This is a genomic window from Streptomyces asoensis (assembly GCF_016860545.1).
Lineage (GTDB): Bacteria > Actinomycetota > Actinomycetes > Streptomycetales > Streptomycetaceae > Streptomyces > Streptomyces asoensis.
In genome coordinates, this window is sequence record NZ_BNEB01000001.1 from 146,871 (window position 1) to 172,857 (window position 25,987).

21 protein-coding genes are annotated in these 25,987 nt (G+C 70.8%); 5 read left to right on the forward strand and 16 right to left on the reverse strand.

Annotated elements, in window-relative coordinates:
• Window positions 1–101: 101 nt before the first annotated feature.
• The 5 genes from trpD to ctaE form a co-directional block, all read right to left on the reverse strand.
• Entirely contained in the window at window positions 102–1,166 is a 1,065-nt protein-coding gene (gene trpD / locus Saso_RS00680) for an anthranilate phosphoribosyltransferase (RefSeq protein WP_189916919.1), read from the reverse strand.
• A gap of 141 nt (window positions 1,167–1,307) precedes the next feature.
• Window positions 1,308–2,945, reverse strand: a complete 1,638-nt coding sequence (qcrB, locus tag Saso_RS00685; RefSeq protein ID WP_189916921.1) for a cytochrome bc1 complex cytochrome b subunit — start codon at window positions 2,943–2,945, stop codon at window positions 1,308–1,310.
• Window positions 2,942–4,015 (reverse strand): cytochrome bc1 complex Rieske iron-sulfur subunit, encoded by a 1,074-nt coding sequence (gene qcrA / locus Saso_RS00690; protein WP_189916923.1) that lies wholly within the window; start codon window positions 4,013–4,015, stop codon window positions 2,942–2,944. The genes qcrB and qcrA overlap by 4 nt, the downstream gene beginning before the upstream one ends.
• Window positions 4,012–4,824 (reverse strand): cytochrome bc1 complex diheme cytochrome c subunit, encoded by an 813-nt coding sequence (qcrC, locus tag Saso_RS00695; RefSeq protein WP_189916925.1) that lies wholly within the window; start codon window positions 4,822–4,824, stop codon window positions 4,012–4,014. Before qcrC ends, qcrA begins: the two co-directional genes overlap by 4 nt.
• Window positions 4,825–4,889: 65 nt before the next feature.
• Window positions 4,890–5,510 (reverse strand): aa3-type cytochrome oxidase subunit III, encoded by a 621-nt coding sequence (ctaE, locus tag Saso_RS00700; protein ID WP_189916927.1) that lies wholly within the window; start codon window positions 5,508–5,510, stop codon window positions 4,890–4,892.
• A 178-nt stretch (window positions 5,511–5,688) separates the two neighbouring features.
• Between ctaE and Saso_RS00705 the strand changes: the two genes are divergently transcribed.
• Window positions 5,689–6,093, forward strand: coding sequence for a response regulator transcription factor (locus Saso_RS00705; protein WP_189916929.1), 405 nt, complete (start codon window positions 5,689–5,691; stop codon window positions 6,091–6,093).
• Between the two features lie 44 nt (window positions 6,094–6,137).
• On the opposite strand, the gene Saso_RS00710 is transcribed toward Saso_RS00705, so the two are convergent.
• The 4 genes from Saso_RS00710 to ctaC form a co-directional block, all read right to left on the reverse strand.
• On the reverse strand, window positions 6,138–7,391 hold the full coding sequence (locus Saso_RS00710) for a L,D-transpeptidase (RefSeq protein ID WP_189916931.1): 1,254 nt from the start codon (window positions 7,389–7,391) through the stop codon (window positions 6,138–6,140).
• 131 nt (window positions 7,392–7,522) lie between these two features.
• Complete coding sequence (locus tag Saso_RS00715; protein WP_189916933.1) at window positions 7,523–7,921, reverse strand: cytochrome c oxidase subunit 4; 399 nt, start codon at window positions 7,919–7,921, stop codon at window positions 7,523–7,525.
• Complete coding sequence (gene ctaD, locus Saso_RS00720; RefSeq protein ID WP_189916936.1) at window positions 7,918–9,654, reverse strand: aa3-type cytochrome oxidase subunit I; 1,737 nt, start codon at window positions 9,652–9,654, stop codon at window positions 7,918–7,920. The genes Saso_RS00715 and ctaD overlap by 4 nt, the downstream gene beginning before the upstream one ends.
• A complete protein-coding gene (gene ctaC / locus Saso_RS00725; protein WP_189916937.1) occupies window positions 9,651–10,610 on the reverse strand; it encodes an aa3-type cytochrome oxidase subunit II in 960 nt (319 codons plus the stop codon). Before ctaC ends, ctaD begins: the two co-directional genes overlap by 4 nt.
• Before the next feature lie 296 nt (window positions 10,611–10,906).
• Here ctaC and Saso_RS00730 point away from each other — a divergent pair, with 296 nt between their 5' ends.
• Window positions 10,907–12,298 (forward strand): cysteine desulfurase/sulfurtransferase TusA family protein, encoded by a 1,392-nt coding sequence (locus tag Saso_RS00730; protein WP_189916938.1) that lies wholly within the window; start codon window positions 10,907–10,909, stop codon window positions 12,296–12,298.
• Window position 12,299: 1 nt separating this feature from the next.
• On the opposite strand, the gene Saso_RS00735 is transcribed toward Saso_RS00730, so the two are convergent.
• Window positions 12,300–13,274, reverse strand: coding sequence for a carbohydrate kinase family protein (locus tag Saso_RS00735; protein WP_189916939.1), 975 nt, complete (start codon window positions 13,272–13,274; stop codon window positions 12,300–12,302).
• Window positions 13,275–13,404: 130 nt separating this feature from the next.
• Between Saso_RS00735 and Saso_RS00740 the strand changes: the two genes are divergently transcribed.
• Both Saso_RS00740 and Saso_RS38890 read left to right on the forward strand, forming a co-directional pair.
• Window positions 13,405–13,614: a hypothetical protein gene (locus tag Saso_RS00740; RefSeq protein ID WP_189916940.1), complete on the forward strand. Its 210-nt coding sequence runs from the start codon at window positions 13,405–13,407 to the stop codon at window positions 13,612–13,614.
• A gap of 166 nt (window positions 13,615–13,780) precedes the next feature.
• Window positions 13,781–16,069 (forward strand): hypothetical protein, encoded by a 2,289-nt coding sequence (locus Saso_RS38890; protein WP_307822180.1) that lies wholly within the window; start codon window positions 13,781–13,783, stop codon window positions 16,067–16,069.
• Window positions 16,070–16,177: 108 nt separating this feature from the next.
• Here Saso_RS38890 and Saso_RS00750 read toward each other — a convergent pair whose 3' ends face one another.
• On the reverse strand, window positions 16,178–16,534 hold the full coding sequence (locus tag Saso_RS00750; RefSeq protein ID WP_189916941.1) for a HesB/IscA family protein: 357 nt from the start codon (window positions 16,532–16,534) through the stop codon (window positions 16,178–16,180).
• Between the two features lie 300 nt (window positions 16,535–16,834).
• Here Saso_RS00750 and nadA point away from each other — a divergent pair, with 300 nt between their 5' ends.
• The gene (gene nadA, locus Saso_RS00755; protein WP_189916943.1) at window positions 16,835–18,019 is read left to right on the forward strand and encodes a quinolinate synthase NadA; all 1,185 of its coding nucleotides are present in this window, start codon (window positions 16,835–16,837) and stop codon (window positions 18,017–18,019) included.
• 21 nt (window positions 18,020–18,040) lie between these two features.
• Here the strand turns inward: nadA and Saso_RS00760 are convergent, their stop codons facing one another.
• The 5 genes from Saso_RS00760 to pspAA form a co-directional block, all read right to left on the reverse strand.
• A complete protein-coding gene (locus tag Saso_RS00760; protein ID WP_189916945.1) occupies window positions 18,041–20,284 on the reverse strand; it encodes a protein kinase domain-containing protein in 2,244 nt (747 codons plus the stop codon).
• An 83-nt stretch (window positions 20,285–20,367) separates the two neighbouring features.
• Window positions 20,368–23,472 carry an efflux RND transporter permease subunit gene (locus tag Saso_RS00765; protein ID WP_189916947.1) on the reverse strand — a complete coding sequence of 1,035 codons (3,105 nt, stop codon included), beginning with the start codon at window positions 23,470–23,472 and terminating at the stop codon, window positions 20,368–20,370.
• 179 nt (window positions 23,473–23,651) lie between these two features.
• The gene (locus tag Saso_RS00770; protein WP_189916949.1) at window positions 23,652–24,335 is read right to left on the reverse strand and encodes a response regulator; all 684 of its coding nucleotides are present in this window, start codon (window positions 24,333–24,335) and stop codon (window positions 23,652–23,654) included.
• The gene (locus Saso_RS00775; protein ID WP_189916951.1) at window positions 24,332–25,555 is read right to left on the reverse strand and encodes a sensor histidine kinase; all 1,224 of its coding nucleotides are present in this window, start codon (window positions 25,553–25,555) and stop codon (window positions 24,332–24,334) included. Before Saso_RS00775 ends, Saso_RS00770 begins: the two co-directional genes overlap by 4 nt.
• A gap of 149 nt (window positions 25,556–25,704) precedes the next feature.
• Window positions 25,705–25,983 carry a PspA-associated protein PspAA gene (gene pspAA, locus Saso_RS00780; protein WP_189916953.1) on the reverse strand — a complete coding sequence of 93 codons (279 nt, stop codon included), beginning with the start codon at window positions 25,981–25,983 and terminating at the stop codon, window positions 25,705–25,707.
• Window positions 25,984–25,987: the final 4 nt, after the last annotated feature.

The window sequence follows — 25,987 nt, forward strand, 5'->3', positions numbered from 1 at the left end:
ACCGGGCGGGCGGGGGAACCGGGCGGGCGCGGGACCTCGCGCGCACGCCACGGAGGCGCCGCGCACGACCGGTGGCCGGCGCGGCGCGTCCGGCGCGACGGCTACGCGTTGCTGGCGGCCACCCAGCGCTCCAGGGCCCGCTTGGCCGCGCCCGAGTCGATCGACTCCGACGCCCGGGCCATCGCGGCCCGCAGCTGCTCCGCCAGCGTCCCGGTGCCCGGCTCCAGCGCCACCAGCGCCGCCGCCGAGTTCAGCAGCACGGCGTCGCGCACCGGGCCCTGCTCGCCCTCCAGGAGACGACGGGCGACCTCCGCGTTGTACGACGGGTCACCGCCGCGCAGCGCCTCGACGGGCACCAGGGCGAGGCCGACGTCACGCGGGTCGAAGCTCTCCTCGGTGACCTTGCCGTCCCGGACGATCCACACCCGGGACGTGGCGGTCGTGGTCAGCTCGTCGAGGCCGTCGTCACCGCGGAACACCAGCGACGAGTTGCCGCGCTCGGCGAAGACCCCGGCGACGACCGGCGCCATCCGCGGGTCGGCCACCCCGACCGCCTGGGACCGCACCCGGGCCGGGTTGGTCAGCGGGCCCAGCACGTTGAACACCGTGCGGATGCCCAGCTGGCCGCGCGCTGCGCCCACGTGGCGCAGCGCCGGGTGGAACTTGATCGCGAAGCAGAAGGTGATCCCGGCCTCGTGCGCCACCTCGGCCACCCGCTTGGGGGTCAGCTCCAGGTTGACCCCGAGCTTCTCCAGGACGTCGGAGGCGCCGGAGGCGGAGGACGCGGCCCGGTTGCCGTGCTTGACGACCGTGGCTCCCGTGCCGGCCACGACGATCGCCGACATCGTGGAGATGTTGACCGTCTTCGCGCCGTCGCCGCCCGTGCCGACGATGTCCACGGTGGGACCGGGCACCTCGATCAGGTTGGCGTGCTCGTACATCGCCCGGACCAGCCCGTTGATCTCCGCGACGGTCTCGCCCTTGGCCCGCAGCGCCACCACGAACCCGGCGATCTGCGCGTCGGTCGCCTCGCCCCGCATGATCCGGTCCAGCGCCCAGAACGTGGCGTCCGCGTCCTGGTCACGGCCGTAGAGCAGGCCGTTCAGCACCTCGGGCCAGGAACGGCCCGCCGCGGTGTCGCCTCCAGCGGGGGTCACAGCGCTCATAGCCGCTCCTGTGTGTGTCGTGGTGTGCCGGCCCTCGGAGAACCGGATGAACCCCACCCTATCCAGCCCGCGGGCACGGCAAGGGGCCCCGTCCGGCAACCGGACGGGGCCCTTTCCTGCGGCGTGGCGACGCCTCAGCGATCAGTGGTGGCCGTGGCCGCTCGTGATCTCCTTGTACTCCTCCGCGGAGGGCTTCGGAATCTGCTGGTCCTCACCGAAGTAGGCCTCGCTGATCTTGGCGCGAAGCTTCTCCGTGCCCTTCACCTTGCGCTCGACACCGTTCTCGTCGACGGCGGCGCCGATCGCGGCCGGCCGGTACTGCTCGTGCGCGGTGAGGGTGTGCAGCTGCTCCTGGCTGAGCGGCTCGTGGATCTCGATGAACTCACCGTGCGGCAGCCGCTTGATGGTGCCGGTCTCGCGGCCGTGCAGCACCTTGTCGCGGTCCCGGCGCTGGAGGCCGAGGCAGATCCGCTTGGTGAGGATGTACGCGATCACCGGTCCGACGAAGAAGAAGATCCGCACGAACCAGGTGATCGAGTTGATCGACAGGTGGAAGTGCGTGGCCCACAGGTCGTTGCCGCCACCCACCAGCGTGATCATGTACATCGTGACCCAGGCGACGCCCAGGGCGGTACGCGTGGGCGCGTTGCGCGGGCGGTCCAGGATGTGGTGCTCGCGCTTGTCGCCCGTGACCCACGACTCGATGAAGGGGTAGAGCGCCAGCGCCGCGAGGACGACACCGAAGAGCACCAGCGGGATGAACACGCCCAGGACCAGCGTGTGGCCCCAGAGGTTGATCTCCCAGCCCGGCATGAAGCGGATCAGGCCCTCGGCGAAGCCCATGTACCAGTCGGGCTGGGCGCCGGTGGACACCTGGTCCGGCCGGTAGGGGCCCATCGCCCAGATCGGGTTGATCTGCGCGAGACCCGCGATGACCGCGATGACACCGAAGACCAGGAAGAAGAAGCCTCCGGCCTTGGCCATGTAGACCGGCAGCAGCGGCATGCCGACGACGTTCTTGTTGCTCTTGCCGGGACCCGCGAACTGCGTGTGCTTGTGGTAGAAGACCAGGATCAGGTGGCCGACCACCAGACCGAGCATGATGCCCGGCAGCAGCAGGATGTGGATCGAGTAGAACCGCGCCACGAAGTCGTGGCCAGGGAACTCCCCGCCGAACAGGAACATCGAGATGTACGTGCCGACGATCGGCATGGACAGGATCGCGCCCTGCGTGAAGCGGACACCGGTGCCGGAGAGCAGGTCGTCCGGGAGCGAGTAACCGGTGAAACCGGTGAACATGCCCAGGACGAACAGCAGGAAGCCGAACAGCCAGTTGATCTCACGCGGCTTGCGGAACGCGCCCGTGAAGAACACGCGCATCATGTGCACGAACATGCCGGCGAGGAAGATCAGCGCCGCCCAGTGGTGGATCTGCCGGATGAGCAGACCGCCGCGGACGTCGAAGGAGATGTGCAGCGTGGAGCTGAACGCCTCCGACATCAGCTGTCCCTGGAGCGGGATGTAGCTGCCGTGGTACTCCACCTCGTTCATCGACGGGTGGAAGAACAGCGTCAGGTACACACCCGTGAGGATGATGATGATGAAGCTGTAGAGGCAGACCTCACCCAGCATGAACGACCAGTGGTCGGGGAAGATCTTGCGCATGTTGGCCTTGGCCAGGGAGTAGATCCCCAGCCGGCCGTCGGCCCAGTCGGCGATCCGCTCGCCGGCCGGCGCCTTCCCGCGCTCGCGGGACTCAGTGGTCTCTGTGGTGCTCATCCGCGCTCCCAGAAAGCAGGACCGACGGGCTCCTCGAAGTCGCCGCGCGCCTCGAGGTAGCCCTCGTCGTTCACGCCGATGCGCAGCTGCGGCAGGGCGTGACCGGCGGGACCGAAGATCACTCGGGCACCGTCGGAGAGGTCGAAGGTGGACTGGTGGCAGGGGCACAGCACGTGGTGCGTCTGCTGCTCGTACAGCGAGATCGGGCAACCGACGTGGGTGCAGATCTTGGAGTACGCCACGATGCCCTCGTGCGACCACTCGAGCTCGCGCTTGTCCTTGATGTTCTCCGGCTGGAGCCGGACGATCATCAGGGCGGCCTTGGCGATCTCGTTCTGGAAGTCCTCGTCGTGCTCCTCCAGGCCCTCGGGCTTGGCGAAGGTGAGCGAGCCGACGGCCACGTCCGAGGGACGCAGCGGCTCGTTCGTGTTCATGTTGACGAGGAGCTTGCCCTTGGCCCAGAGCGTGTGGCGCAGCTTGTCCTCGGGCAGCGGGCCGAGGTCGCGCAGCAGCACGACGCCGGACAGCGGCACCAGGGCGATCGCGCCGAACATCGTGTTGCGGATCAGCTTGCGACGGCCCATCGCCGATTCCTTGGCGCCCTGCTTGAAGTCCTCGTGGACCTTCGCGCGGACCTCGGGGGTCGCGGCGATGGGGTGCCGCTCGTCGGCGACCTCCACGTCGGACATCAGCGTGCGGGCCCAGTGGACCGCGCCGGCGCCGATGGTGAACAGCGCCGTGCCGAGGGTCAGGCCCAGCGCGAAGTTCAGCGCGCTGAGGTGACCGATCGGGAACACGAAGACCGACTTGTCGGCGGGGATCGCCACGTAGGAGGCGATGAAGCCGACGGTCGCGAGCATCGACAGCGTGAACAGGAAGGCGACCGCACGCTCGGACCGCTTGGCGGCCCGCTCGTCGATGTCCTGGACGCGGTGCTCGTGCGGCGGCAGACCGGGGTCCGCGAACGGGTTCCGCTCGTCCGCGACGCCTACCGCACCGTGACCGTGCTCGTGGTGTCCTGCGGACTGCTCAGCCGGCAGGTTCTCTTCTGGAATGTCTTGGCTACTCATGACTTCTTGGCCTTTGCGGTCCGAGCGGCGACCCAGACGGCGACCGCGATCAGGGCACCGAGACCGAAGATCCAGGCGAACAGGCCCTCACTGACCGGCCCGAGGCCGCCCAGCTCCAGACCACCGGGGTTGTCGGTCTCGTCGCTGTTGACCGCGTGCAGGTACGCGATGATGTCCTTCTTGTTCTGCTCCGACAGGGTGGTGTCGGGGAAGGAAGGCATGTTCTGCGGGCCGGTCTGCATGGCCTCGTAGATGTGCTTCGGTTCCACGTCCTCGAGGGTCGGGGCGAACTTGCCCTTGGTGAGGGCACCACCCTTACCGGTGAAGTTGTGGCACTGCGCGCAGTTGGTGCGGAACAGCTCACCGCCCTTGGCGATGTCCGCGCCCTCCGGGCCGTACTCGGCGTCGGTCGGGACGGCCGGGCCGGCGCCCAGGGAGGAGATGAACGCGGCGAGCTGGTCGATCTCGGCCTGCGTGTAGATGACCTTCTTCTTCGGCACCTGGGCGCCCTGGGAGGTCGCGGCGGGCATACGCCCGGTGCCGACCTGGAAGTCGACGGCCGCGGCACCCACGCCGACCAGGCTCGGGCCGTCGGAGGTCCCCTGACCACCGGTGCCGTGGCAGCTTGCGCAGCCGACGGCGTAGAGCTTCTTGCCCTCGTCGATGGTGAGGGACTGGGCGGTGTCGTCTGCCTGCGCCTTGCTCGCGGGCGCGAACGCGGCGTACAGCCCCCCGGTGGCCGCCAGCGCGAGGAGTAGGACGACGAGCGCCGCCAGCGGATGGCGTCGTCGTGCGGAGAGCTTTTTCACGGATTACCCCGGTGTCAGGATCTTCTGCGTCGATGCTTGGGATGTGCGGGAGCGAGCGTGCCCGGCTACTTGATCATGTAGATCGTGGCGAAGAGGCCGATCCAGACGACATCGACGAAGTGCCAGTAGTAGGACACGACGATGGCCGCGGTCGCCTGCTCGTGGGTGAACCTCTTGGCCGCGTAGGTGCGTCCGAGAACGAACAGGAAGGCGATGAGGCCGCCCGTCACGTGCATGCCGTGGAAGCCGGTGGTCAGGTAGAACACCGAGCCGTACGGGTCGGAGGAGAGCGAGAGCCCGTCCTTCTTCACCAGCTCCGTGTACTCGTAGATCTGACCGCCGATGAAGATCGCACCCATGATGAAGGTGACGATGAACCACATCCTGAGCTTCTTCACGTCACCGCGCTCGGCGGCGAAGACGCCGAGCTGGCAGGTGAGGGAGGAGAGCACCAGGATCGTGGTGTTGGTGGCCGAGAACGGGAAGTTCAGGGCCTCGGCCATTTCCTTCCAGTGATCTGGACCCGTCACCGATCGCAGGGTGAAGTACATCGCGAAGAGGGCCGCGAAGAACATCAGCTCGGAGCTCAGCCAGATGATGGTTCCGACGCTGGTGAGGTTCGGCCGATTGACCGACGGGTGCGCGTGCCCGGTATCTACTGTCGTTGCTGTCGCCACGACCGACATTATGTCGGTCCCTTATCCCGCCCTCACTCCGGGGGGTGCCGTTCGGAGTGTTCGCACCCTGTGTAGTGCCCGTATGGCCCATCGAAGTGGTGTTCCAAGCGGTGTTGACGGCGTGTGGGAGCGGGTAGCATCCGCGGCATCGGTTCTGTCCGTACGACGCTGATGTCACGGAGGAAGCATGCAGGCGACCGCCACGGTGCTGGTCTACAGCGACGACTCCAACACCCGCGAGCAGGTACGCCTCGCGGCCGGACGCAGGCCCGCGCCGGACGTCCCGGTGGTGGAGTTCGTGGAGTGCGCGACGCCGCAGGCGGTGGTGCGTGAGCTGGACAAGGGCGGGATCGACGTCGTCGTCCTGGACGGCGAGGCCGCGCCCATGGGCGGCATGGGACTGTGCCGGCAGATCAAGGACGAGGTCTTCCGGTGCCCGCCGGTGCTTCTCCTCATCGGCCGGCCCCAGGACGCCTGGCTCGCGACCTGGAGCCGCGCCGACGCGGCCGTGACGCTGCCCGTGGAGCCCGTGGAGCTGGCCTCGGCCCTGGCGTCCCTGCTCCGCCGCGCGAGCCTCCAGCAGAGCGCCTAGGGGCCCGCGGGGGGCGTGGGGACGGCCCCGCGTCCCCAGCCGTCCTACACCGCGGCCGGACGCAGTCTCGAGGTGTCCTGTTCCGTCTTCTGCTTCCCGCCGGTCAGCGCGCTGCCCTTGGTCCACTTCTTCCAGTCCAGGTTCCAGTCGCCGAAGCCGTTGCCGAAGGTCTCCATCGTGTTGCCGTCGCTGTTGACGACCTGGACGACGTCGCCCTGGCGGACGTTGTCGAAGAACCACTCCGCGTTGGACGTGCTCATGCCGGTGCAGCCGTGGCTGACGTTGGCGTACCCCTGGGAGCCCACGGACCAGGGCGCGGCGTGGACGTACTCGCCGCTCCAGGTGACGCGGGTGGCGTAGTACACCGGCAGGTCGTAGGAGTCCGAGGAGCCCTCCGCGATGCCCACGGTGGTGCCGCGCATCCGTACGAAGTACTCCTTGCCCAGGACGACCTTGACACCGTTGCGGGTCTCGAAGCCGGGCTTGCCGGTGGTGACGGGGATCTGGTTGATCTCCTCGTTGTTCTTGAAGACCGTCATGGAGTGCGAGGACGCGTCCGTGACGGCGATCACCCGGTCCCCGATCGTGAGCTTGAGTTCCTTGGCGGGGCCGCCCCAAAGCCGGTCGCTGATCTTGATGCCGTCCAGGTTGCTGTGGACGCGGACGGTGGCGTGCGCGGGCCAGTAGTCCTTGGGGCGGTAGTGGAGCTCCTTGTCGTCCACCCAGTGCCAGCCGCCCTGCACGGAAGGGGTCGAGTCGACCTTGAGGGCCCGCTCGACGACGGCCCGCTGGGCGGGGTCCTTGATCGGCTGGTCCAGCTTGGCGGTGACCGGCTGGCCGACGCCGTACTCGCCCGCGTCGGGGCCGAACTCGACCGCGAGGCGCTTCTTGGCGGTGGGCTTGCCGGTGTCGAAGGTCAGGACGCGGCGGCCGGGGGCCCCGTCGTCGTCCTCCGTGCTCACGCGGACCGTGTAGTGGGCGTTCGCGGCGAGCGGCTCGGTGCTGTGCCACCGGGTGCCGTCGGCGGCGAGTTCGCCCGCCACCCAGCGGCCTGTGCCGTCCACGGCGGTGACGTCCGTGATGCGGTCGTCGTCCTCCGCGGTGACCTCCAGGGGCTTGTCGGGGTCGGTCTTCTTCCCGTCGCCGCCGGAGGTGTTGAAGGAGATCTGGTCCGTCGCGTCGTAGGGACGCGAGGAGAGCGGGTCGTCGTTCGAGCCGCAGGCGCTTGCTACCGCGCCCAGGGCGATCACCAGCAGGGTGCAGCCCGCGACGGTGCGAGGGCGGGGTTCGTGGCTCATGGCTTCACGCTAGGGAGCCGGGTGGGCCGCGGCGCGCTGGGTGACACGGACGGCGGACCGCGGTTACGGCAAAAGCGTGAGCCCGGACGCTCCTGACGGAGTGTCCGGGCCCGGCGCGTGTTCAGCGCGTGTTACTGGGTGCGGTTCTCACCGCGGTAGTACTCGAAGACCCATCCCCACAGGCCGATGAGAACCATCGGGAGGGAGAAGTACAGCAGCCACCAGCCGACGGCGACCCCCAGGAAGGCGAGGGCGCCACCGATGCCGAGCGCGAGCGGCTGCCAGCTGTGCGGGCTGAAGAAGCCCAGTTCGCCGGCGTCGTCCGCGACGTCCGCCTCCTTGTTGTCCTGCGCGCCCGCGTCGACCCGCCGGGCGGTGAAGCCCAGGTAGAAGCCGATCATGATGCACAGGCCGAAGGCCAGGAAGAGGGCCGTGGTACCGGCCGGCTCCTTCGACCACACGCCATAGACGATCGCCATGACGAGGACGAAGACGCTCAGCCAGACGAACATCTTGCCCTGGATCTTCACTTGCCGGCCTCCTTGCTGCCCGAGATGGCACTGGCACCGTGGCCGGCGTGCTCCAGCTGCTCGAGCGCGGCGATCTCGGGGTGGTGCAGGTCGAACGCCGGGGATTCACTGCGGATCCGCGGCAGGGTGAGGAAGTTGTGGCGCGGCGGCGGGCACGAGGTCGCCCACTCCAGGGAGCGGCCGTAGCCCCACGGGTCGTCGACACCGACCGGCTTGCCGTACTTGGCGGTCTTCCACACGTTGTAGAAGAACGGCAGGACGGACAGACCGAGCACGAACGAGCTGATCGTGGAGATCGTGTTCAGGGCGGTGAAGCCGTCGGCCGCCAGGTAGTCGGCGTACCGGCGCGGCATGCCCTCGGCACCCAGCCAGTGCTGGACCAGGAAGGTGCCGTGGAAGCCGACGAACAGCGTCCAGAAGGTGATCTTGCCGAGGCGCTCGTCGAGCATCTTGCCGGTGAACTTCGGCCACCAGAAGTGGAAGCCGGAGAACATCGCGAAGACGACGGTGCCGAAGACGACGTAGTGGAAGTGCGCCACCACGAAGTACGAGTCCGAGACGTGGAAGTCCATCGGCGGCGAGGCCAGGATGACGCCGGTCAGACCACCGAAGGTGAAGGTGATGAGGAAGCCGGTCGCCCACAGCATCGGTGTCTCGAAGGACAGCGAGCCCTTCCACATCGTGCCGATCCAGTTGAAGAACTTCACACCCGTCGGGACGGCGATGAGGAACGTCATGAAGGAGAAGAACGGCAGCAGCACGCCACCCGTGACGTACATGTGGTGCGCCCACACGGTCACGGACAGACCGGCGATCGAGATGGTCGCGGCGATCAGGCCCATGTAGCCGAACATCGGCTTGCGGGAGAACACCGGGATCACTTCGGAGATGATGCCGAAGAACGGCAAGGCGATGATGTACACCTCTGGATGGCCGAAGAACCAGAAGAGGTGTTGCCACAGCAACGCGCCGCCGTTGGCCGCGTCGAAGACATGGGCACCGAACTTGCGGTCCGCCTCCAGGGCGAACAGCGCGGCCGCCAGGACCGGGAAGGCCAGCAGGACCAGGACACCGGTCAGCAGGACGTTCCAGGTGAAGATCGGCATACGGAACATCGTCATGCCGGGCGCGCGCATGCAGATGATCGTGGTGATGAAGTTGACCGAGCCGAGGATGGTGCCGAAGCCGGAGAAGGCCAGACCCATGATCCACATGTCGGCGCCGATACCGGGGCTGCGGACGGCGTCCGACAGCGGGGCGTAGGCGAACCAGCCGAAGTCGGCCGCACCCTGCGGGGTGAGGAAGCCGGCCACCGCGATCAGCGAGCCGAACAGGTACAGCCAGTAGGCGAACATGTTCAGCCGCGGGAACGCGACGTCGGGGGCGCCGATCTGGAGCGGCATGATCCAGTTCGTGAAGCCGGCGAACAGCGGCGTCGCGAACATCAGCAGCATGATCGTGCCGTGCATCGTGAACGCCTGGTTGAACTGCTCGTTCGACATGAACTGCAGGCCCGGCCGGGCGAGCTCGGCGCGCATGAGCAACGCCATGACGCCACCGATGCAGAAGAACGCGAACGACGTGACCAGGTACAACGTACCGATGGTCTTGTGGTCGGTGGTCGTCAGCCACTTCACCACGACGTTGCCGGGCTGCTTGCGCCTGACCGGCAGCTCGTTCTCGTACGAGTCCTCAGCTGCGGAGGCACCCTGGGGTTCGTTGAGGATGCTCACAGGACGTTCGACTCCCGGTTCTTCTCGGGGCTCGTTTGCTCGATGCCGGCCGGAACGTAACCGGTCTGCCCACTCTTGGCGAGGTCCTTCAGGTGCTGCTCGTAGCGCTCCTGGGAGACGACCTTCACGTTGAAGAGCATCCGGGAGTGGTCGACGCCGCAGAGCTCGGCGCACTTGCCCAGGAACGTGCCCTCGTGGTTGGGGGTCACCTGGAAGGAGTTGGTGTGGCCCGGGATGACGTCCTGCTTCATCAGGAACGGCACCACCCAGAAGGAGTGGATGACGTCCCGCGAGGTGAGGACGAAGCGGACCGTCTTGCCCTCGGGGAGCCACAGGGTCGGACCGGGGTTGTTGGTCTGCGGGTTCCGCTCACCGGGAGTACCGCAGGTGTAGACGCCGCCGGCGTTGTCGGGGAAGTCCGTCTTGAACCGGTCCGGGATGGCGGCCAGGTTCTTGTCGGTCTTCGCGTTCCCGGTGGAACCGTCGACGTTCTCGATGTAGTTGAAGCACCAGCTCCACTGGAAGCCGACCACGTTCACCGTGACGTCGGGCTTCTTGTCGAGGCTGAGCAGCTTCGACTCGTCACGGGCCGTGAAGTAGAAGAGGACCGAGACGATGATGATCGGCACGACCGTGTACAGCGCCTCGATCGGCATGTTGTACCGGGTCTGCGGAGGAACTTCGACCTTTGTGCGGCTGCGCCGGTGGAAGAAAGCACTCCACAGGATCAGGCCCCACACCAGCACGCCGGTGGCCAGCGCGGCTGCCCACGAGCCCTGCCACAGGGAGAGGATCCGCGGAGCCTCTTCTGTGACCGGGGTGGGCATACCAAGGCGGGGGAAGTCCTTGTATGTGCAACCGGTGGCGGTCGCCAGGACCAGGCCCGCGGTCATTGCCTGGAGCAGCTTCCGCCGCATCGGGCGCCGCGGCGAGCGGTCGGAGCCGTTGGGACTCACGTAGCGCCTTCCCGAGAGTCTCGCCCGCGCGGTTGGCTGCGGCCTGCCTTCTCGGTGGTCGGTCGCCGCCCTGCGTCGGGCAGGGGTTTGGATGTTTATGCGGACCAAACCCTAGCCGACGCCCTCCGGGGGTTCGCGGGGAGGGTGGCATACGCGCCGCGGGTCACCCCGAAGGGGTGGGGACGGGCGCCTAATAGGTCGTCAATGCGGGTTGTGTGGCGACTCCGGGCCGGTGGGGGCCGTTCGCGCGGTTCCCCGCGCCCCTGGACGACCGGCCCCCGCTCTACGGTTGAGGTGTGTCCTACTTCGACGCCGCTTCCGCCGCGCCCCTGCACCCCGTCGCCCGTGAGGCGCTCTCGGCCTCCCTCGACGACGGGTGGGCCGACCCCGCACGCCTCTACAAGGAGGGGCGGCGGGCCCGGCTGCTGCTCGACGCCGCCCGGGAGGCGGCGGCCGACGCGGTGGGCTGCCGCCCGGACGAACTGGTCTTCACCTCTTCCGGAACGCGGGCCGTGCACACCGGGATCGCGGGCGCCCTGGCGGGCCGGCGACGGGTCGGACGTCACCTGATCGTGTCAGCCGTCGAACACTCCTCGGTACTCCATTCGGCCGAGGCGTTCGAGGCGGAGGGCGGGACGGTGCACCGGGTGCCGGTGACCCGCACCGGCGCGGTCGCCGTCGAGTCGTACGCCGACGCGCTGCGGCCGGACACGGCGCTCGCCTGTCTCCAGTCGGCCAACCACGAGGTGGGGACCGAGCAGCCGGTGGGGGCCGTGGCCGGGCTCTGCCGGGAGTCCGGGGTGCCGCTGCTGGTGGACGCCGCCCAGTCGCTGGGCTGGGCGCGCGTCGAAGGGCCCTGGTCGCTGCTCACGGCGAGTGCGCACAAGTGGGGCGGGCCCGCGGGTGTCGGTCTGCTCGCCGTGCGCAAGGGGGTCCGGTTCGCGCCGCTGGGGCCCTCGGACGAGCGGGAGTCGGGCCGGGCGGCCGGGTTCGAGAACATCCCGGCGATCGTGGCCGCGGCGGCCTCGCTGCGGGCGGTGCGGTCGCAGGCGGCGGCCGAGGCGGTGCGGCTGCGTGAGCTGACCGCGCGGATCCGGGCCCGGGTGGGGGCCGTCGTCCCGGACGTGGAGGTGGTCGGGGATCCGGAGCGGCGGCTGCCGGGGATCGTCACCTTCTCCTGTCTGTACGTGGACGGAGAGGCATTGCTGCACGAGCTGGACCGGGAGGGGTTCTCCGTCTCCTCCGGGTCGTCCTGCACCAGCAGCACGCTGACGCCCAGCCATGTGCTGCGGGCGATGGGGGTGCTGAGTGAGGGAAACGTGCGGGTCTCGTTGCCGGCCGGCGCCGCCGTGGAGGACGTGGAGAGGTTTCTCGCCGTGCTGCCCGGCGCGGTCGCGGGGGTGCGGGAGAAGCTCGGGGCGCCCGCCGTGCCGGCGCAGGCCCCGGTGGCGGACGCGCACGGCGACGCGCTCGTCGTCGACGCCCTGGGCAAGCGGTGCCCGATCCCCGTCATCGAACTGGCGAAGGTCATCGGGGACGTGCCGGTCGGCGGCACGGTGCGGGTGCTGTCCGACGACGAGGCGGCCCGCCTGGACATTCCCGCGTGGTGCGAGATGCGGGAGCAGGAGTACGTGGGTGAGGAGCCGGCGGACCGGGGCACGGCCTATCTGGTCCGCCGGCTCTCCTGAGTCACGCCAGGTGCTTGCGGACCTCGGTGGCGGCGTCGTCGCCGTAGGCCTTGGTGAAGCGGTCCATGAAGTGGGCGCGGCGCAGCTGGTACTCCTGGGTGCCGACCGTCTCGATCACGAGGGTGGCGAGCATGCAGCCGATCTGGGCGGCGCGCTCGTGCGAGACGCCCCAGGCCAGGCCGGACAGGAAGCCGGCGCGGAAGGCGTCGCCGACGCCCGTGGGCTCGACCTTGGCCTCCTCCTCGGGGCAGCCGACCTCGATCGGGTCCTCGCCCGCCCGCTCGACGCGGACGCCGCGCGAGCCCAGGGTGGTGACGCGGTGGCCGACCTTGGAGAGGATCTCCTCGTCCGTCCAGCCCGTCTTGGACTCGATGAGGCCCTTCTCGTACTCGTTGGAGAACAGGTACGTGGCGCCCTCCAGCAGTATCCGGATCTCGTCGCCGTTCATCCGGGCGATCTGCTGGGAGAAGTCGGCCGCGAAGGGGATCGAGCGGGAGCGGCACTCCTCCGTGTGGCGGAGCATCGCCTCCGGGTCGTCGGCGCCGATCAGGACCAGGTCCAGGCCGCCCACGCGGTCGGCGACCGTCTTCAGCTCGATGAGGCGGGCCTCGCTCATCGCGCCGGTGTAGAAGGAGCCGATCTGGTTGTGGTCGGCGTCGGTGGTGCACACGAAGCGGGCCGTGTGCAGGGTCTCGGAGATGCGGACGGACCCGGTGTCGACACCGTGCCGGTCCAGCCAGGCCCGGTACTCGTCGAAGTCCGCGCCCGCGGCGCCGACCAGCACGGGCCGGCTCCCCAGCTGTCCCATCCCGAACGCGATGTTCGCGCCGACACCACCCCGGCGCACGTCCAGGTTGTCGACCAGGAAGGAGAGCGAGACCGTGTGGAGCTGGTCCGCGACGAGCTGGTCCGCGAAGCGGCCGGGGAACGTCATGAGGTGGTCGGTTGCGATGGAGCCGGTGACTGCGATGCGCACGGCGAGGACTCTCCTGTGGGGAGCGGGATTGACAGTTCACGCTACCCGGTCGACCCGCGCCACTGAAGCAGCCGAAACTACCCGATAGTAGATCTTTCTTCGCGGGCTCCGACGTGCCTACGGTTCGGTTATGACGAACCTCAAGGTCCACGCCCCCGTTCCGGCCGACCTCGACGGCGACCTCGCGTCGCTGCGCGGTGACGGCGCCCGGATGGCCCGGCACTGGGCCGCTCCGGAGAAGATCGCTTCCCGTCCGGTCTCCCCTTCACTCATCCACGGGGTGACGGTACCGGCCACGTCGGCGCGGCTGCTCGAGGCGATGCCCGAGTACGGCAACTGAAACAGGACCCTTCGGAGCAATACCTCGTTTTCCATCGTTTTCCTTCGTTTTCCTTCGGTACGGCGCTCGGGATGGAACCGTGCGCTCCCCCGTCGCGTCCCATCGCCGTCCCCCGTAAAGGGGATGGGGCGTACGACAGCAGGGCAGCAGCCGAAGGAGCGATGCGGTGAACACCGAGCGACCCGAGAACGACGACGCCGCGCGCGAGCCGGGGAAGGGGCCCGGTCCGGCCGAGGCCGGGACCGGGACCCCGCGCGCCGGGTCCGAGGCCGTGACGGCCGGTACCGGAGAGACCGAGCGCGCCGACGGCTCACCCGAGGGCGACTCCGTCGAGGGCCGGGCAGCCCGTTCGGCCGAGGGCGACTCGACCGAGAGCCGGGCAGCCCGGTCCGGCGGCGCCGGGCCCGAAGGGACGAAGGTCGGAGCCGAGAGCCGAGAGGCCGGAGCCGACCACACTCCGGCCGACCACACCGGGGCTCCCAGGGCGACGGAGACTCCCGAGGCACGTGAGACCAAGGCCGCCAGGGCAGAAGCCGCCGAGACTCCCGAGGCAGGTGCCCGCGGAGCGGAGCCTGCCGAGACTCCCGGGGCGGAGATCCGAAGCGCGGAGCCTGCCGACGCTCGCGAGGCGCGGACCCTCGAGGCGGAGCCCGGCAACGCTTCCGGGACAGACACCCAAGGCGCGGAGCCTGGCGACGCTCGCGAGGCGGAGCCTGCCGGGGCATCCGGGGCGGAGGCCCGCAGCGCGGAGCCTGGCGACGCTCGCGAGGCGCGGACCCGCGGGGCGGAGCCTGGTGGCGCTCGCGAGGTCGCGGCTTTCGGGGTCGGGGCCGACAGCGCTCCCGGAGCGGCGGCCGCCGAGGCCTCCCCGGCGCGGGACCGCGCGGCGGCGCCGGGCTCGGAGGCCGGCGTTGCGGGGCCGGCGGCGGAGGACCCGCCCACCGGCCGCTCCGAAGAGGCCGTCGCCGCGGACGAGCATGTCGTCGGGGCCGTGGCCGGCGGGCAGCGTCCGCCCGGTCGGCGGCCACGCCGCTCCCCCGCCCTCGTCGCCTCCGTCGCGGCCGCCGTGCTGCTGGTGGGCGGTGGCGCCGCCTGGCTGACCTCGAACGCGGCCGGTGGCTCCGGCGGAGGCGCCGGCGCCGGTTCGCCGTCCGGGGACGACCCGGCCGCCGCACTCCTCCTGGACGACTACTCCGCGGCCCCCTCCGGCACCGCGGGCACCTCCCAGAGCGGCACGAACGGCATCGCGCCCGGCGAGCCGAACCCCTACGGGGTCACCTACACGGTCGCGGGCACGCTCCCCGACGGCCCCGCCTCGGCGCCCGTGTACTGGGCGAAGGGCGAGGTGACGAAGGACGAGGTGGCCCGGCTCGCCGAGGCGCTCCAGGTCGAGGGGACCCCCGTGGCCGACGGCGACGCCTGGAAGGTCGGCGCCGGGAACGACGGCTCGGGCCCGGTGCTGCGGGTCAACCGGCAGGCGCCGGGGATGTGGACGTTCACCCGCTTCGCGCCCGGCACCGACAACTGCACGTCCGGCACCGACAAGTGTTCCGGGACGTCCGTGCCGTCGGCCGGCGCCCCGGTGAGCGAGGCGGTGGCGAAGAAGGCGGCGGCGCCGGTGCTGAAGGCGACCGGACAGGGCGGCGCCGAGGTCGACGCGAGCCAGGTCATGGGGACCCAGCGGGTGGTGAACGCCGACCCGGTGATCGGCGCGCTGCCCACCTACGGCTGGACGACCGGCGTCAGCGTCGGCGCCCAGGGCCAGGTGGTCGGCGGGAACGGGCAGCTGGAAGCGCCGGTGAAGGGTGACACCTACCCGCTGCTGAGCGCGCGGGAGGCGCTGGACGCGCTGAACGCCGCGCCGGGCACCGACCACCGGATGGGCATCGGCGGCTGCGCCTCTCCGGTACCGCTGAAGAACCGGCTGGAGAGCCCGTGCGGTTCGTCCACGGACGCGCCGGAGGGGCGGACGGCCACGGTCGAGGACGCGGTGCTCGGGCTCGCCCCGCACACCTCGGGCGGCCGGCAGGTGCTCGTGCCGTCCTGGCTGTTCGAGGTGAAGGCGCCCGGGACCGCCGACAGCTACACGGTGACGCAGCCGGCCGTCGAGCCCGCGTACCTGAAGTCCGCCGCGACGCCCACCCCCGCGCCGAGCGCCTCCGGAGGCAGGAAGAACGTGCAGGTGGACGGCTACACCGCCGAGGGCGACGAGCTGACGGTGAGCTTCACCGGCGGGGTGTGCGCCGACTACAAGGCCACGGCGACCGCGAGCGGCGACGAGGTGAAGGTCACCGTGACCGAGACGCCCTGGCCGGACAAGGTCTGCATCCTGATCGCCAAGGAGTACCGGCGGACCGTGACGCTGGACAAGCCGCTGGGCGGCCGCGAGGTCGTCGGGGCGGACGGCGGCACGATCCCGCTGGAGAAGGCGGGAGCCCGGCTGCCGCAGCGCTGACACCGGGCGGCGGCCCGCGCCGCGCGCACGCGAAGGCGGCGGCCCCTTCGGAGGGGACCGCCGCCTTCGTGTCGTTCAGCGGTGCGGACGGAGCGTCCGCGGCCTGTCCTAGTTGAAGGAGTCACCGCAGGCGCAGGAGCCCGTCGCGTTCGGGTTGTCGATCGTGAAGCCCTGCTTCTCGATGGTGTCGACGAAGTCGATGGAGGCGCCGCCCAGGTACGGAGCGCTCATGCGGTCGGTGACGACCTTGACGCCGTCGAAGTCCTTGACCACGTCACCGTCGAGCGAACGCTCGTCGAAGAAGAGCTGGTAGCGCAGGCCGGAGCAGCCGCCGGGCTGAACGGCGACACGCAGGGCCAGGTCGTCACGGCCTTCCTGGTCGAGCAGGGCCTTGACCTTCGCCGCGGCGGCGTCGGACAGGAGGATGCCGTCGCTGACAGTGGTCTTCTCGTCCGATACGGACATCTACATCTCTCCCGGGTTGTACGGAGACTGCTTGCCGACGTTTCCAACCGCCGGGACCCCGGATTCATTCCGGGCCGAGGATCCGTGTCTCCACTTCTTTCCTCTTCCTGTCTTTCATGCTCGCACACGCGCGGTGCTGCGGACAGCGGCCTCCCGGCCCGTGGCGGACCGGCGGCCGCGCGCCGCGGGCCGGCCGGTGGGGATTCCCGTCACATCGACACGATGACCATCGTCAAAGTGACGTGAAGCGGGTTATGATAGATAGCGTCAGATCGACGAAAAGTAGAAAGGGTGCGTGTCGTGACCACCGCCCAGACCACGGAGCTCGACGTACAGCCGACTCCGCTCGCCCTGTTGCTGCTCGGCCGCGAGGCCGACCCGAAGAGCGAGCGGGGCGTCGAGTGCCCCGGCGACCTGCCCTCGCCCTCGGACCCGGACCTGGTCGCGCGCGCCCGCGCCGCCAAGGACAAGCTCGGTGACAAGGTCTTCGTGCTCGGCCACCACTACCAGCGCGACGAGGTCATCCAGTTCGCCGACGTCACGGGCGACTCCTTCAAGCTGGCCAAGGACGCGGCCGCCCGCCCGGAGGCCGAGTACATCGTCTTCTGCGGTGTGCACTTCATGGCCGAGTCCGCGGACATCCTGACGTCCGACGTCCAGAAGGTGGTCCTCCCCGACCTCGCCGCCGGATGCTCGATGGCCGACATGGCCACCGCCGAGCAGGTCGCCGAGTGCTGGGACGTGCTCACCGAGGCCGGCATAGCCGAGCAGGTCGTGCCCGTCTCGTACATGAACTCGTCCGCGGACATCAAGGCGTTCACGGGCAGGCACGGCGGCACGATCTGCACCTCGTCCAACGCCCAGCGGGCCCTGGAGTGGGCGTTCGAGCAGGGCGAGAAGGTCCTCTTCCTGCCCGACCAGCACCTCGGCCGCAACACTGCCGTGCGGGACATGGGCATGTCCCTGGAGGACTGCGTCCTGTACAACCCGCACAAGCCGAACGGCGGGCTGACCGCCGAGCAGCTGCGCGACGCGAAGATGATCCTGTGGCGCGGCCACTGCTCGGTGCACGGCCGGTTCAGCCTGGACTCGGTCGAGGACGTCCGCGCCCGGATCCCCGGGGTGAACGTGCTGGTGCACCCCGAGTGCCGGCACGAGGTCGTGGCGGCGGCGGACTACGTCGGTTCGACCGAGTACATCATCAAGGCCCTCGAGGCCGCCCCGGCCGGCTCGAAGTGGGCCATCGGCACGGAGCTGAACCTCGTGCGCCGGCTGGCGAACCGTTTCGCGCCCGAGGGCAAGGAGATCGTCTTCCTCGACAAGACGGTCTGCTTCTGCTCGACGATGAACCGGATCGACCTCCCGCACCTGGTGTGGACCCTGGAGTCCCTCGCCGAAGGCAAGCTGGTCAACCGGATCCAGGTCGACCGGGAGACCGAGGCGTTCGCCAAGCAGGCCCTGGAGCGCATGCTGGCGCTGCCGTAACCGGCAGGCCGCCGCCCCGGATCATCCCGGCACCGGTTCCTGGTCGGGTTGATCCGGGTCCAGCGTGAAGACGGTCCCGTCGGGGCTGAGCACCACCAGGGCGCCCTGGTCGAGGAACACGCGCGCCGTGGCGTATCCGGCCGCGACGACCTGTCCGGCCCGCGCGGGGGACTCCCACAGCAGGGCGCCCGTACCGGTGTCGAGGGCGGCGACCCGTCCGGAGGCACTGGCCGCGAACACCACCTGTCCCCGCCCTTCGGCGACGGGCGTGCCGGGCTGCTGGAGGGTCGTCGAGGTCTGCCACAGCCGTGCGCCGGTCGTGGGCGAGTGGGCGGTCAGCTGCCCGGCGGACGAGGCGAAGCAGAGCGCGCCGCCCACCAGCGCCGGTTCGCCCCGCGGGTCGCCCGGCAGCTTCTTGCTGCGGGCGGCGCCGGTCGCCGGGTCGATCAGCACCACCTCGCCGTACGACGACTCCCCGGAGATGCCCGAGTCGGGCTCGGCGTACGTGAGGAAGACGAGGTCCGGGCCGAGGGCACCGACCGGGACGAGGTCCTCGTCGGGAAGCTTCACCTTCCGGGTGGAGCCGTCGGCCGGATCGAGCGCGACCAGCACGTTACGGGTGGTCTCCCCCGGGTTGGCCGCGTCGGTGCAGCCGGCGTACGGGAGCCCGGCGACCCGGTGGAACCGGCAGGCGTAACCGTTCCCGGCCGGCAGGGTCGCCGTCCAGCGCGCGGAGCCGTCGCCGCTCAGCGGGCGGGCGGTCACCCGGTTGCCGTCCGGGGCCATCAGCAGATCGCCGAGCACGGCGGAGTCGACGCTGCTCGTCGAGTCCATCGTGCGCGACCACAGCGGCTTCCCGGTGGCGGTGTCCAGGGCGAGGGCCGTCGTGGTCTCGTCGTCGCCCGAGCCGTTGATGACCGTCTGGGAGACCAGCAGCACACCGCCGTGCACCCCCAGGACCTGGCTGCTGTACGCCTCCTGCGCCACCCCGGAGGGCAGGGAGTGGGCCCGCCACGCGAGCCGGCCCGTCGCGCCGTCGACCCGGACCGGGAGGGTGCCGTTGCCGCCGCAGTACAGGGCGCCCTCGCCCATGGCGCAGGACAGGGAGGTGCCGCTGGACCCCGACGGCCCGCCGCCCAGGGGCTTCTTCACCCCGCTCGCGGCGGTCCCGTACACCGAGGTCCGCCAGGGCTTCCAGCCGGCCGGCAGCGGTTCCCACATCGAGGCCTCGGCGCCGCTGCTGCCGGAGTCGCCCGACGTCTCGCTCCTCGCGAACGGGTCGAGGAGGAAGTAGCCGGTGAGCGCCACGGCCAGCAGGCCCGCCACCCCGGCCAGGACCTGTCCCCGGCGCGGGCGGAGCCGGCGGCCCGGGCGGGACGGGGCGGCCGGCGGCCCGGGTTCCTCGCTCACGGACGGGGGCGGCAGCCGCAGCGTCACCGTCTCCTCGCCCGCCGCGGGTTCGGGCAGCACCCGCGCGAGATCCTCGGCGAGTTCGTCGAGTCCGGGCCGGTCGTCGGGGTCCTTGGCCAGGCAGCGGGTCAGGACCGCGCGCAGCGGTTCGGCGACCGCGTCCACCGCGGGCTCCTCGTTCATCACCCGCCACGCCGTCAGATAGGGGCTGTCGGCGTCGAAGGGACCACGGCCGGTCGCGGCGAACACCACCAGCGCGCCGAGGGAGAAGACGTCCGAGGCGGGGCCGACCGAGCGGGCGTCCTTGAACTGCTCGGGGGACATGAAGGGCGGGGTGCCGATCATGTGCCCGGTCTCGGTGAGGTTCTGGTTCTCGGCGGCGCGGGAGATGCCGAAGTCGATGACGCGGGGGCCGTCCTCGGCCATCAGGACGTTGGCGGGCTTCAGGTCGCGGTGCACGACCCCGGCCCGGTGGATGTCCCGCAGTGCCTCCACGAGCCCCAGGGCGAGCCGGCGCAGCTCCGCCCCCTTCAGCGGGCCGGTGCCGCGGATACGGGCGGAGAGCGCGGGGCCCGGCACGTACTGGGTGGCCATCCAGGGCCGGACCGCCTCCGGGTCGGCGTCCACGACCGGGGCGGTGAACGCCCCGCTCACCCTGCGGACGGCCTCGATCTCCTGCCGGAAGCGGGCCCGGAAGACCTTGTCCTCGGCGTACTGGGCGTGCACGACCTTGACGGCGGCCTCCCGCCCGGACCGGGACCGGCCCAGGTAGACGACGCCCATGCCGCCGGATCCGATCCGGTCCACGATCCGGTAGCCGCCGAGCGTCCTCGGGTCGTCCTTGTGCAGCGGCAACGCCCCGGTCCCCTTCCCCCGCAAAGCAGTTCGAGTTCACAGGATAGGGAACCCGTCCGGGGGAAGGGGATCGGCGCGGTGGGTCAGACCCCGGCCGGTTGCGGGGTCTTCTCGGGTTGCGTGGGGCGCGGCTTCGCGGCGCGCTTCTTCGCCCGGCGCTCCTTGCGCAGTTCGAGCGTCGCGTAGAGCGTCGGGACGAGCAGCAGGGTGAGCAGCGTCGAGCTGATCAGGCCGCCGATCACGACCACCGCCAGCGGCTGGGCGATGAAGCCGCCCTGGCCGGTGACGCCGAGGGCCATCGGGAGCAGGGCGAAGATGGTCGCCAGCGCCGTCATCAGGATGGGCCGCAGCCGGTGCCGGCCGCCCTCGACGACGGCCTCGACCACGCCGTACCCCTGCTTGCGGTACTGGTTGATGAGGTCGATCAGCACGATCGCGTTGGTCACCACGATGCCGATGAGCATCAGCATGCCGATCATCGCGGGGACGCCCATCGGGGTGCCGGTGACGATCAGCAGGCCGATGGCGCCGGTCGCCGCGAAGGGGATGGAGACCAGCAGGATCAGCGGCTGGGCCAGCGAACGGAAGGTCGCGACCAGCAGCATGAAGACGATCGCGATCGCCGCGAGCATCGCCAGGCCGAGGTTCTTGAACGCGTCGTCCTGGTCCTGGGAGACCCCGCCGATCTCGGCCGTGGCGCCCGCCGGCAGCTTGAGCGCGTCCAGCTTCGAGGTGAGGTCGGCGCTCACCGCCCCGGTGTTGTCACCGGTCGGCTTGGCGGTGACGGTGGCCGCCCGCCTGCCGTCGATGCGGGTCGTCGAGACCGGGCCGTCGACCACGTCGACGGTGGCGATGTCACCGAGCTTCACCTTGCCCAGGGAGAGCGCCTTCAGCTGGGCGAGCGTGGTGGCGGGCTTCGCCGAGGTGATGACGACGTCGCGCTCGGTGTCGTCCAGGACCGCCTTGGCGGCCGTCGTCCCGCTGACCGCCTGGGCCACCGCGGCGCCCAGGCTCTGGTCGTCGAACCCGGCGGCGGCCGCCCCGGCATCGGCCTTCACCGAGATGCGCGGCACGCTCTGCGAGAGGTCGCTGGTCACGTCCGTGACGTCGTCGAGTCCGGCCACGGCCTTGCGGACCTGCTCGGCGGCCGTGCGCAGCACGTCCGCGTCGGCCGCCTTGACGACGACGCTCAGGTCCTGGCTGCCGAAGCCGTCACCGGCGGCGACGGTGGTCGTGCCGAGGCCGGTCAGCTTCTTCAGCCCGTCCTCGATCCGCTCCTGGACGTCCTGGTAGGAGGCGGAGTCCTCCAGCATCACCTGGTAGGAGGCCTGGTTGCTGCCGGTGCCGCCGCCGAAGGCCGCCATGAAGCCGGAGGAGCCGACGGTGACCTGATAGTCCTTGACTCCCTCGGTGCCGGCGAGCAGCTGCTCGACCTTCTTCGCCTGGGCGTCGGTCGCCGCGAGGCTGGTGCCCGGCTTCAGTTCCTGCTTGACCGTCAGGACCTGCTGCTCGCCCTGGTCGAAGAAGTTGGTCTTGAGCAGCGGTGCCATGGCGAAGGTGACGATCAGGACGACGACCGCGATCGCCACGCTGGTCAGACGGCGCCGGGTGGCGAAGCGCAGCACGGGGACGTAGAAGCGCTGGAGGCGGCTCCTCGCCTCCTTCTCCTCCGCCGCGCGGCGGGCTTCCTCGGCGTCCTCGGGAGTGTTGCGGGGGGCCCGCAGGAACCAGTACGACAGGACCGGGACGACCGTCAGCGACACCAGCAGCGAGGCCAGCAGGGCCGCCGTCACGGTGAGGGAGAACGCTCCGAACAGGGCGCCCACCATGCCGCCGACCAGGCCGATCGGCAGGAACACGGCGACCGTGGTGAGGGTGGAGGAGGTGACCGCCCCGGCGACCTCGCGCACCGCGGTGAGGATCGCGGACTGCCGCTCCTCGCCGTAGCCGAGGTGCCGCTTGATGTTCTCCAGGACGACGATCGAGTCGTCGACGACGCGGCCGATCGCGATGGTCAGCGCGCCGAGCGTCAGCATGTTCAGCGAGAGGTCCCGCGTCCACAGGACGATCAGGGCGAGCACCACGGAGAGCGGGATGCTGACCGCCGTCACCAGGGTGGAGCGGACCGACGCGAGGAAGACCAGGATGACGAGGACCGCGAAGAGCAGGCCGAGACCGCCCTCCGTGGTCAGGCCCTCGATGGCCTTGGCGACGGCCGGCCCGCTGTCGCTGACGACGGTGATCGTGGCGCCCACGCCGAGGTCCCGCCGCAGGTCGGCGAGCTTGTCGTCGACGGCGTCCGAGATGGCGACCGCGCTGCCGTCGTGGTCCATGGTGACCATCACGGCGAGGCTCGGCCTGCCGTCGGTGCGGGTGATGGAGTCGGCCGGCGCCTCCTGCTGCCGTACCGCGGCCACGTCACCGAGCCGGACCGGCTTGCCGCCCGCGAGCCCCGGGATGCGCAGGTCCTCGATCTGGGCGACGGACGTGTAGCCGCCGCCGACCTGGACCGTGCGGTTGCCGCCCGCCTCGTCGAAGGAGCCGGCCGGGACGGTCGCGCCGCCCGCCTGGAGGGCCAGGGCGAGGGACTGCGTGGTCAGTCCCGCCTTCGCCAGCTTCGCGTCGTCCGGGGTGACGGCGACCCTCAGGTCCCGCACGCCGGTGACGGTGACCTGGCCGACGCCGTCGATGTCCCGCAGCGCCGGGACGACGCTCCGGTCGAGCTGGTCGGCGAGCGCCTGCTGGTCCTTGTCGGAGGTGACCGCGAGGACGACGGTCGGCATGTCGTCCGTGGAACCGGCGACGACCTGGGGGTCCACGGCGTCGGGGAGTCGGACGCGGGCCCGGTTGACGGCCTGCTGGACGTCGGCGACGAGCTGCTTGGTGTCGTTGCCGTAGTCGAAGGACGCCGTGATCAGCGCGTTGCCCTCGCCGGCCGTGGAGGTGACGCCGGTGATGCCGTCGACCCCTTCGAGGTTGTCCTCGATCGGCTCGATGACCTGCTTCTCCACGACGTCCGGGGAGGCGCCCTGGTAGGGCGCGAGGACGGACACCATCGGGAGTTCGATGGTGGGCAGCAGCTGCTGTTTCAGTTGCGGGATCGCGATCGCGCCGAAGGCGAGCGCGACGATGGACATGAGGCCTATCAGGGCCCGTTGCGCGAGGCTGAATCGGGACAGCCAGGACATGGGTACGGGTCTCGTCTCGTTGAGCGGCAGAAGCGGTGCCGACGGGCGGGCGGGCGCGGGTGCCGGTCGCGCCACGTGCGGCCTCTTCACCCTGGGCCATGCCGGTACGGCGATCCGTACGCTCCAGGTCCATTTGCTTATGCCGCGCATACTCCGGGCGCAGTACGGGAGGGCCGGGCCTACTCCACCCTCGGGCGTACCAGGCCCGACTCGTACGCGATCACCACGAGCTGGGCCCGGTCGCGGGCGCCGAGCTTGGCCATGGCCCGGTTGACGTGCGTCTTCACCGTGAGCGGACTGACCTCGAGGCGTTCGGCGATCTCGTCGTTGGAGTGACCGCCGGCGACCTGCACGAGCACCTCCCGCTCGCGCACGGTGAGCGCGTCCAGCCGGGCGGAGCGGGCCGGGTCGTGCTCGTCGTCCCCCGCGCCGCCCTGCGCCAGGAAGCGGGCGATCAGGCCCTTGGTGGCGGTCGGCGACAGGAGTGCCTCACCGCCGGCGGCGACCCGGATGGCGCTGAGCAGTTCCTCCGGCTCGCTGCCCTTGCCGAGGAAGCCGGAGGCGCCGGCCCGCAGCGACTGCACCACGTAGTCGTCCACCTCGAACGTCGTCAGGATGACCACCCTGACCTGCGCGAGGGAGGGATCGGCGCTGATCAGCCGGGTCGCGGCGAGACCGTCCGTGCCGGGCATCCGGATGTCCATGAGCACCACGTCGGCGCGCTGCTCGCCGGCCAGCCGGACCGCCTCCGCGCCGTCGGACGCCTCGCCGACCACCTCCATGTCGGGCTCGGAGTCGACGAGCACGCGGAACGCGCTGCGCAGCAGTGCCTGGTCGTCCGCGAGCAGGACACGGATGGTCATGCGCTCTCCCCCGAGGTGGCCGTGCGGGTCTTGACCGGCAGGATCGCATGGACGCGGAAGCCGCCCCCGTAGCGGGGACCGGTGGTGAGGGTGCCGCGCAGGGCGGAGACCCGCTCGCGCATGCCGAGCAGTCCGTGACCGCCGCCGGCCGTCGGGGGCGCGCCCTCCGCGAGGTGGCCGTCGTCGAGGACCGTGACCTCGATGTTGGGCCCCACCCGTACGACGCTGACCTCGGCCTTCGCCTCGGCTCCGGCGTGCTTGCGGACGTTGGTGAGGGCTTCCTGGACGACCCGGTAGGCGGCCAGGTCGACGGCGGCGGGGAGCGTGGTGCCGTGGTCGGTGCGGGCCACCTCGACCTGGAGGCCCGCGTTGCGGAAGGTGTCGGCGAGTTCGTCGAGCCGGTCCAGGCCGGGGGCGGGTTCGGTGGGGGCCTCGGGGTCACCGGACTGGCGCAGCAGGCCGACGGTGGCCCGCAGCTCGTTGAGCGCGGAGCGGCTGGCCTCGCGGACGTGCGCGAGCGCCTCCTTGGCCTGGTCGGGCCGCTTGTCCATGACGTGCGCGGCGACCCCGGCCTGGACGTTGACCAGGGCGATGTGGTGGGCGACGACGTCGTGCAGGTCGCGGGCGATGCGCAGGCGCTCCTCGGCGACCCGGCGGCGGGCCTCCTCCTCCCGGGTGCGCTCCGCGCGCTCGGCGCGGTCCCGGATGGCCTGGACGACGGCCCGGCGGCTGCGGACCGCGTCGCCGGCGGTGGCGCCGATGCCGGTCCAGGCGAGGATCCCCAGGTTCTCCTGGGCGTACCAGGGCAGCGGGCCCGCCAGCATGGCGGCGCCGGTCAGGATCGTCATGGTGAGCAGGCCGGCGCGCAGGGTGGTCGCCCGGTCCGTGGTGGCCGCGACGGTGAAGAGGGCGACCACGGCGGACATGGCGACGGGGGCCCGGGGGTCGCCGGTGACGGACTCGATCACGGAGGCGGTGCCGGTGAGGGCGAGGACCGTCATGGGGGCGCTGCGGCGGAAGACGAGGGCGACCGCGGAGAGGGTGATCAGCAGCAGGCTGAGCGGATCGGGGCTGCGGATGCTCCAGCTGACGCCCTGCTCGCCGTGCGGGTCGACGAAGGAGCCGGCCAGCATGCAGAGCAGGACACCGGCGGCGATGCTCGCGTCCAGGGCGAGCGGGTGGGCCTTGAGCCGGCACTCGGCCCGGGAAAGGAGGGTCACTGGATGGTTGCCGTCGCTTTCCTCGCCGTGGCCGGGGCTGCTGCCGCCCCGGGTCCGTGTCGGCCCCGGAGGGGTCTCGTCCGCGGTCGCCGGACGGGCCGCGGCGGCGTGACCGGGGCCCGGGAGGGGGCCGCCGTCACGCCGAGGGGTCAGCCCGGGATCAAGCCGTCGTCGCTCAGCATCGCCCGGACCTCTTCCAGGCTCGCGTCCGGGGCCGGGAGGATCAGTTCCGAGGGTTCCAGGGCGTCGTCCGGCAGGGGCCGGCCGAGGCGGCGGACGGCGTCCAGGAGGGCGCCGAGGGTGCGGTGGAAGCCGTCCTCGTCACCGCTCTCCATCTCCGCCAGCAGCTCGTCGTCCAGCTTGTTCAGTTCGACGAGAGGGGAGTCGTCCAGTGTCCACTGGCCCTCCCCCATGATCCTGACGATCATGTGG

Bases quoted from the DNA above. Each gene is read 5' to 3' on its own strand.
- trpD (WP_189916919.1), bottom strand. From the start codon at position 1,166: ATGAGCGCTGTGACCCCCGCTGGAGGCGACACCGCGGCGGGCCGTTCC.
- qcrB (WP_189916921.1), bottom strand. From the start codon at position 2,945: ATGAGCACCACAGAGACCACTGAGTCCCGCGAGCGCGGGAAGGCGCCG.
- qcrA (WP_189916923.1), bottom strand. From the start codon at position 4,015: ATGAGTAGCCAAGACATTCCAGAAGAGAACCTGCCGGCTGAGCAGTCC.
- ctaE (WP_189916927.1), bottom strand. From the start codon at position 5,510: ATGTCGGTCGTGGCGACAGCAACGACAGTAGATACCGGGCACGCGCAC.
- Saso_RS00705 (WP_189916929.1), top strand. From the start codon at position 5,689: ATGCAGGCGACCGCCACGGTGCTGGTCTACAGCGACGACTCCAACACC.
- Saso_RS00710 (WP_189916931.1), bottom strand. From the start codon at position 7,391: ATGAGCCACGAACCCCGCCCTCGCACCGTCGCGGGCTGCACCCTGCTG.
- Saso_RS00740 (WP_189916940.1), top strand. From the start codon at position 13,405: ATGACGAACCTCAAGGTCCACGCCCCCGTTCCGGCCGACCTCGACGGC.
- Saso_RS00750 (WP_189916941.1), bottom strand. From the start codon at position 16,534: ATGTCCGTATCGGACGAGAAGACCACTGTCAGCGACGGCATCCTCCTG.
- Saso_RS00765 (WP_189916947.1), bottom strand. From the start codon at position 23,472: ATGTCCTGGCTGTCCCGATTCAGCCTCGCGCAACGGGCCCTGATAGGC.
- Saso_RS00770 (WP_189916949.1), bottom strand. From the start codon at position 24,335: ATGACCATCCGTGTCCTGCTCGCGGACGACCAGGCACTGCTGCGCAGC.
- pspAA (WP_189916953.1), bottom strand. From the start codon at position 25,983: ATGATCGTCAGGATCATGGGGGAGGGCCAGTGGACACTGGACGACTCC.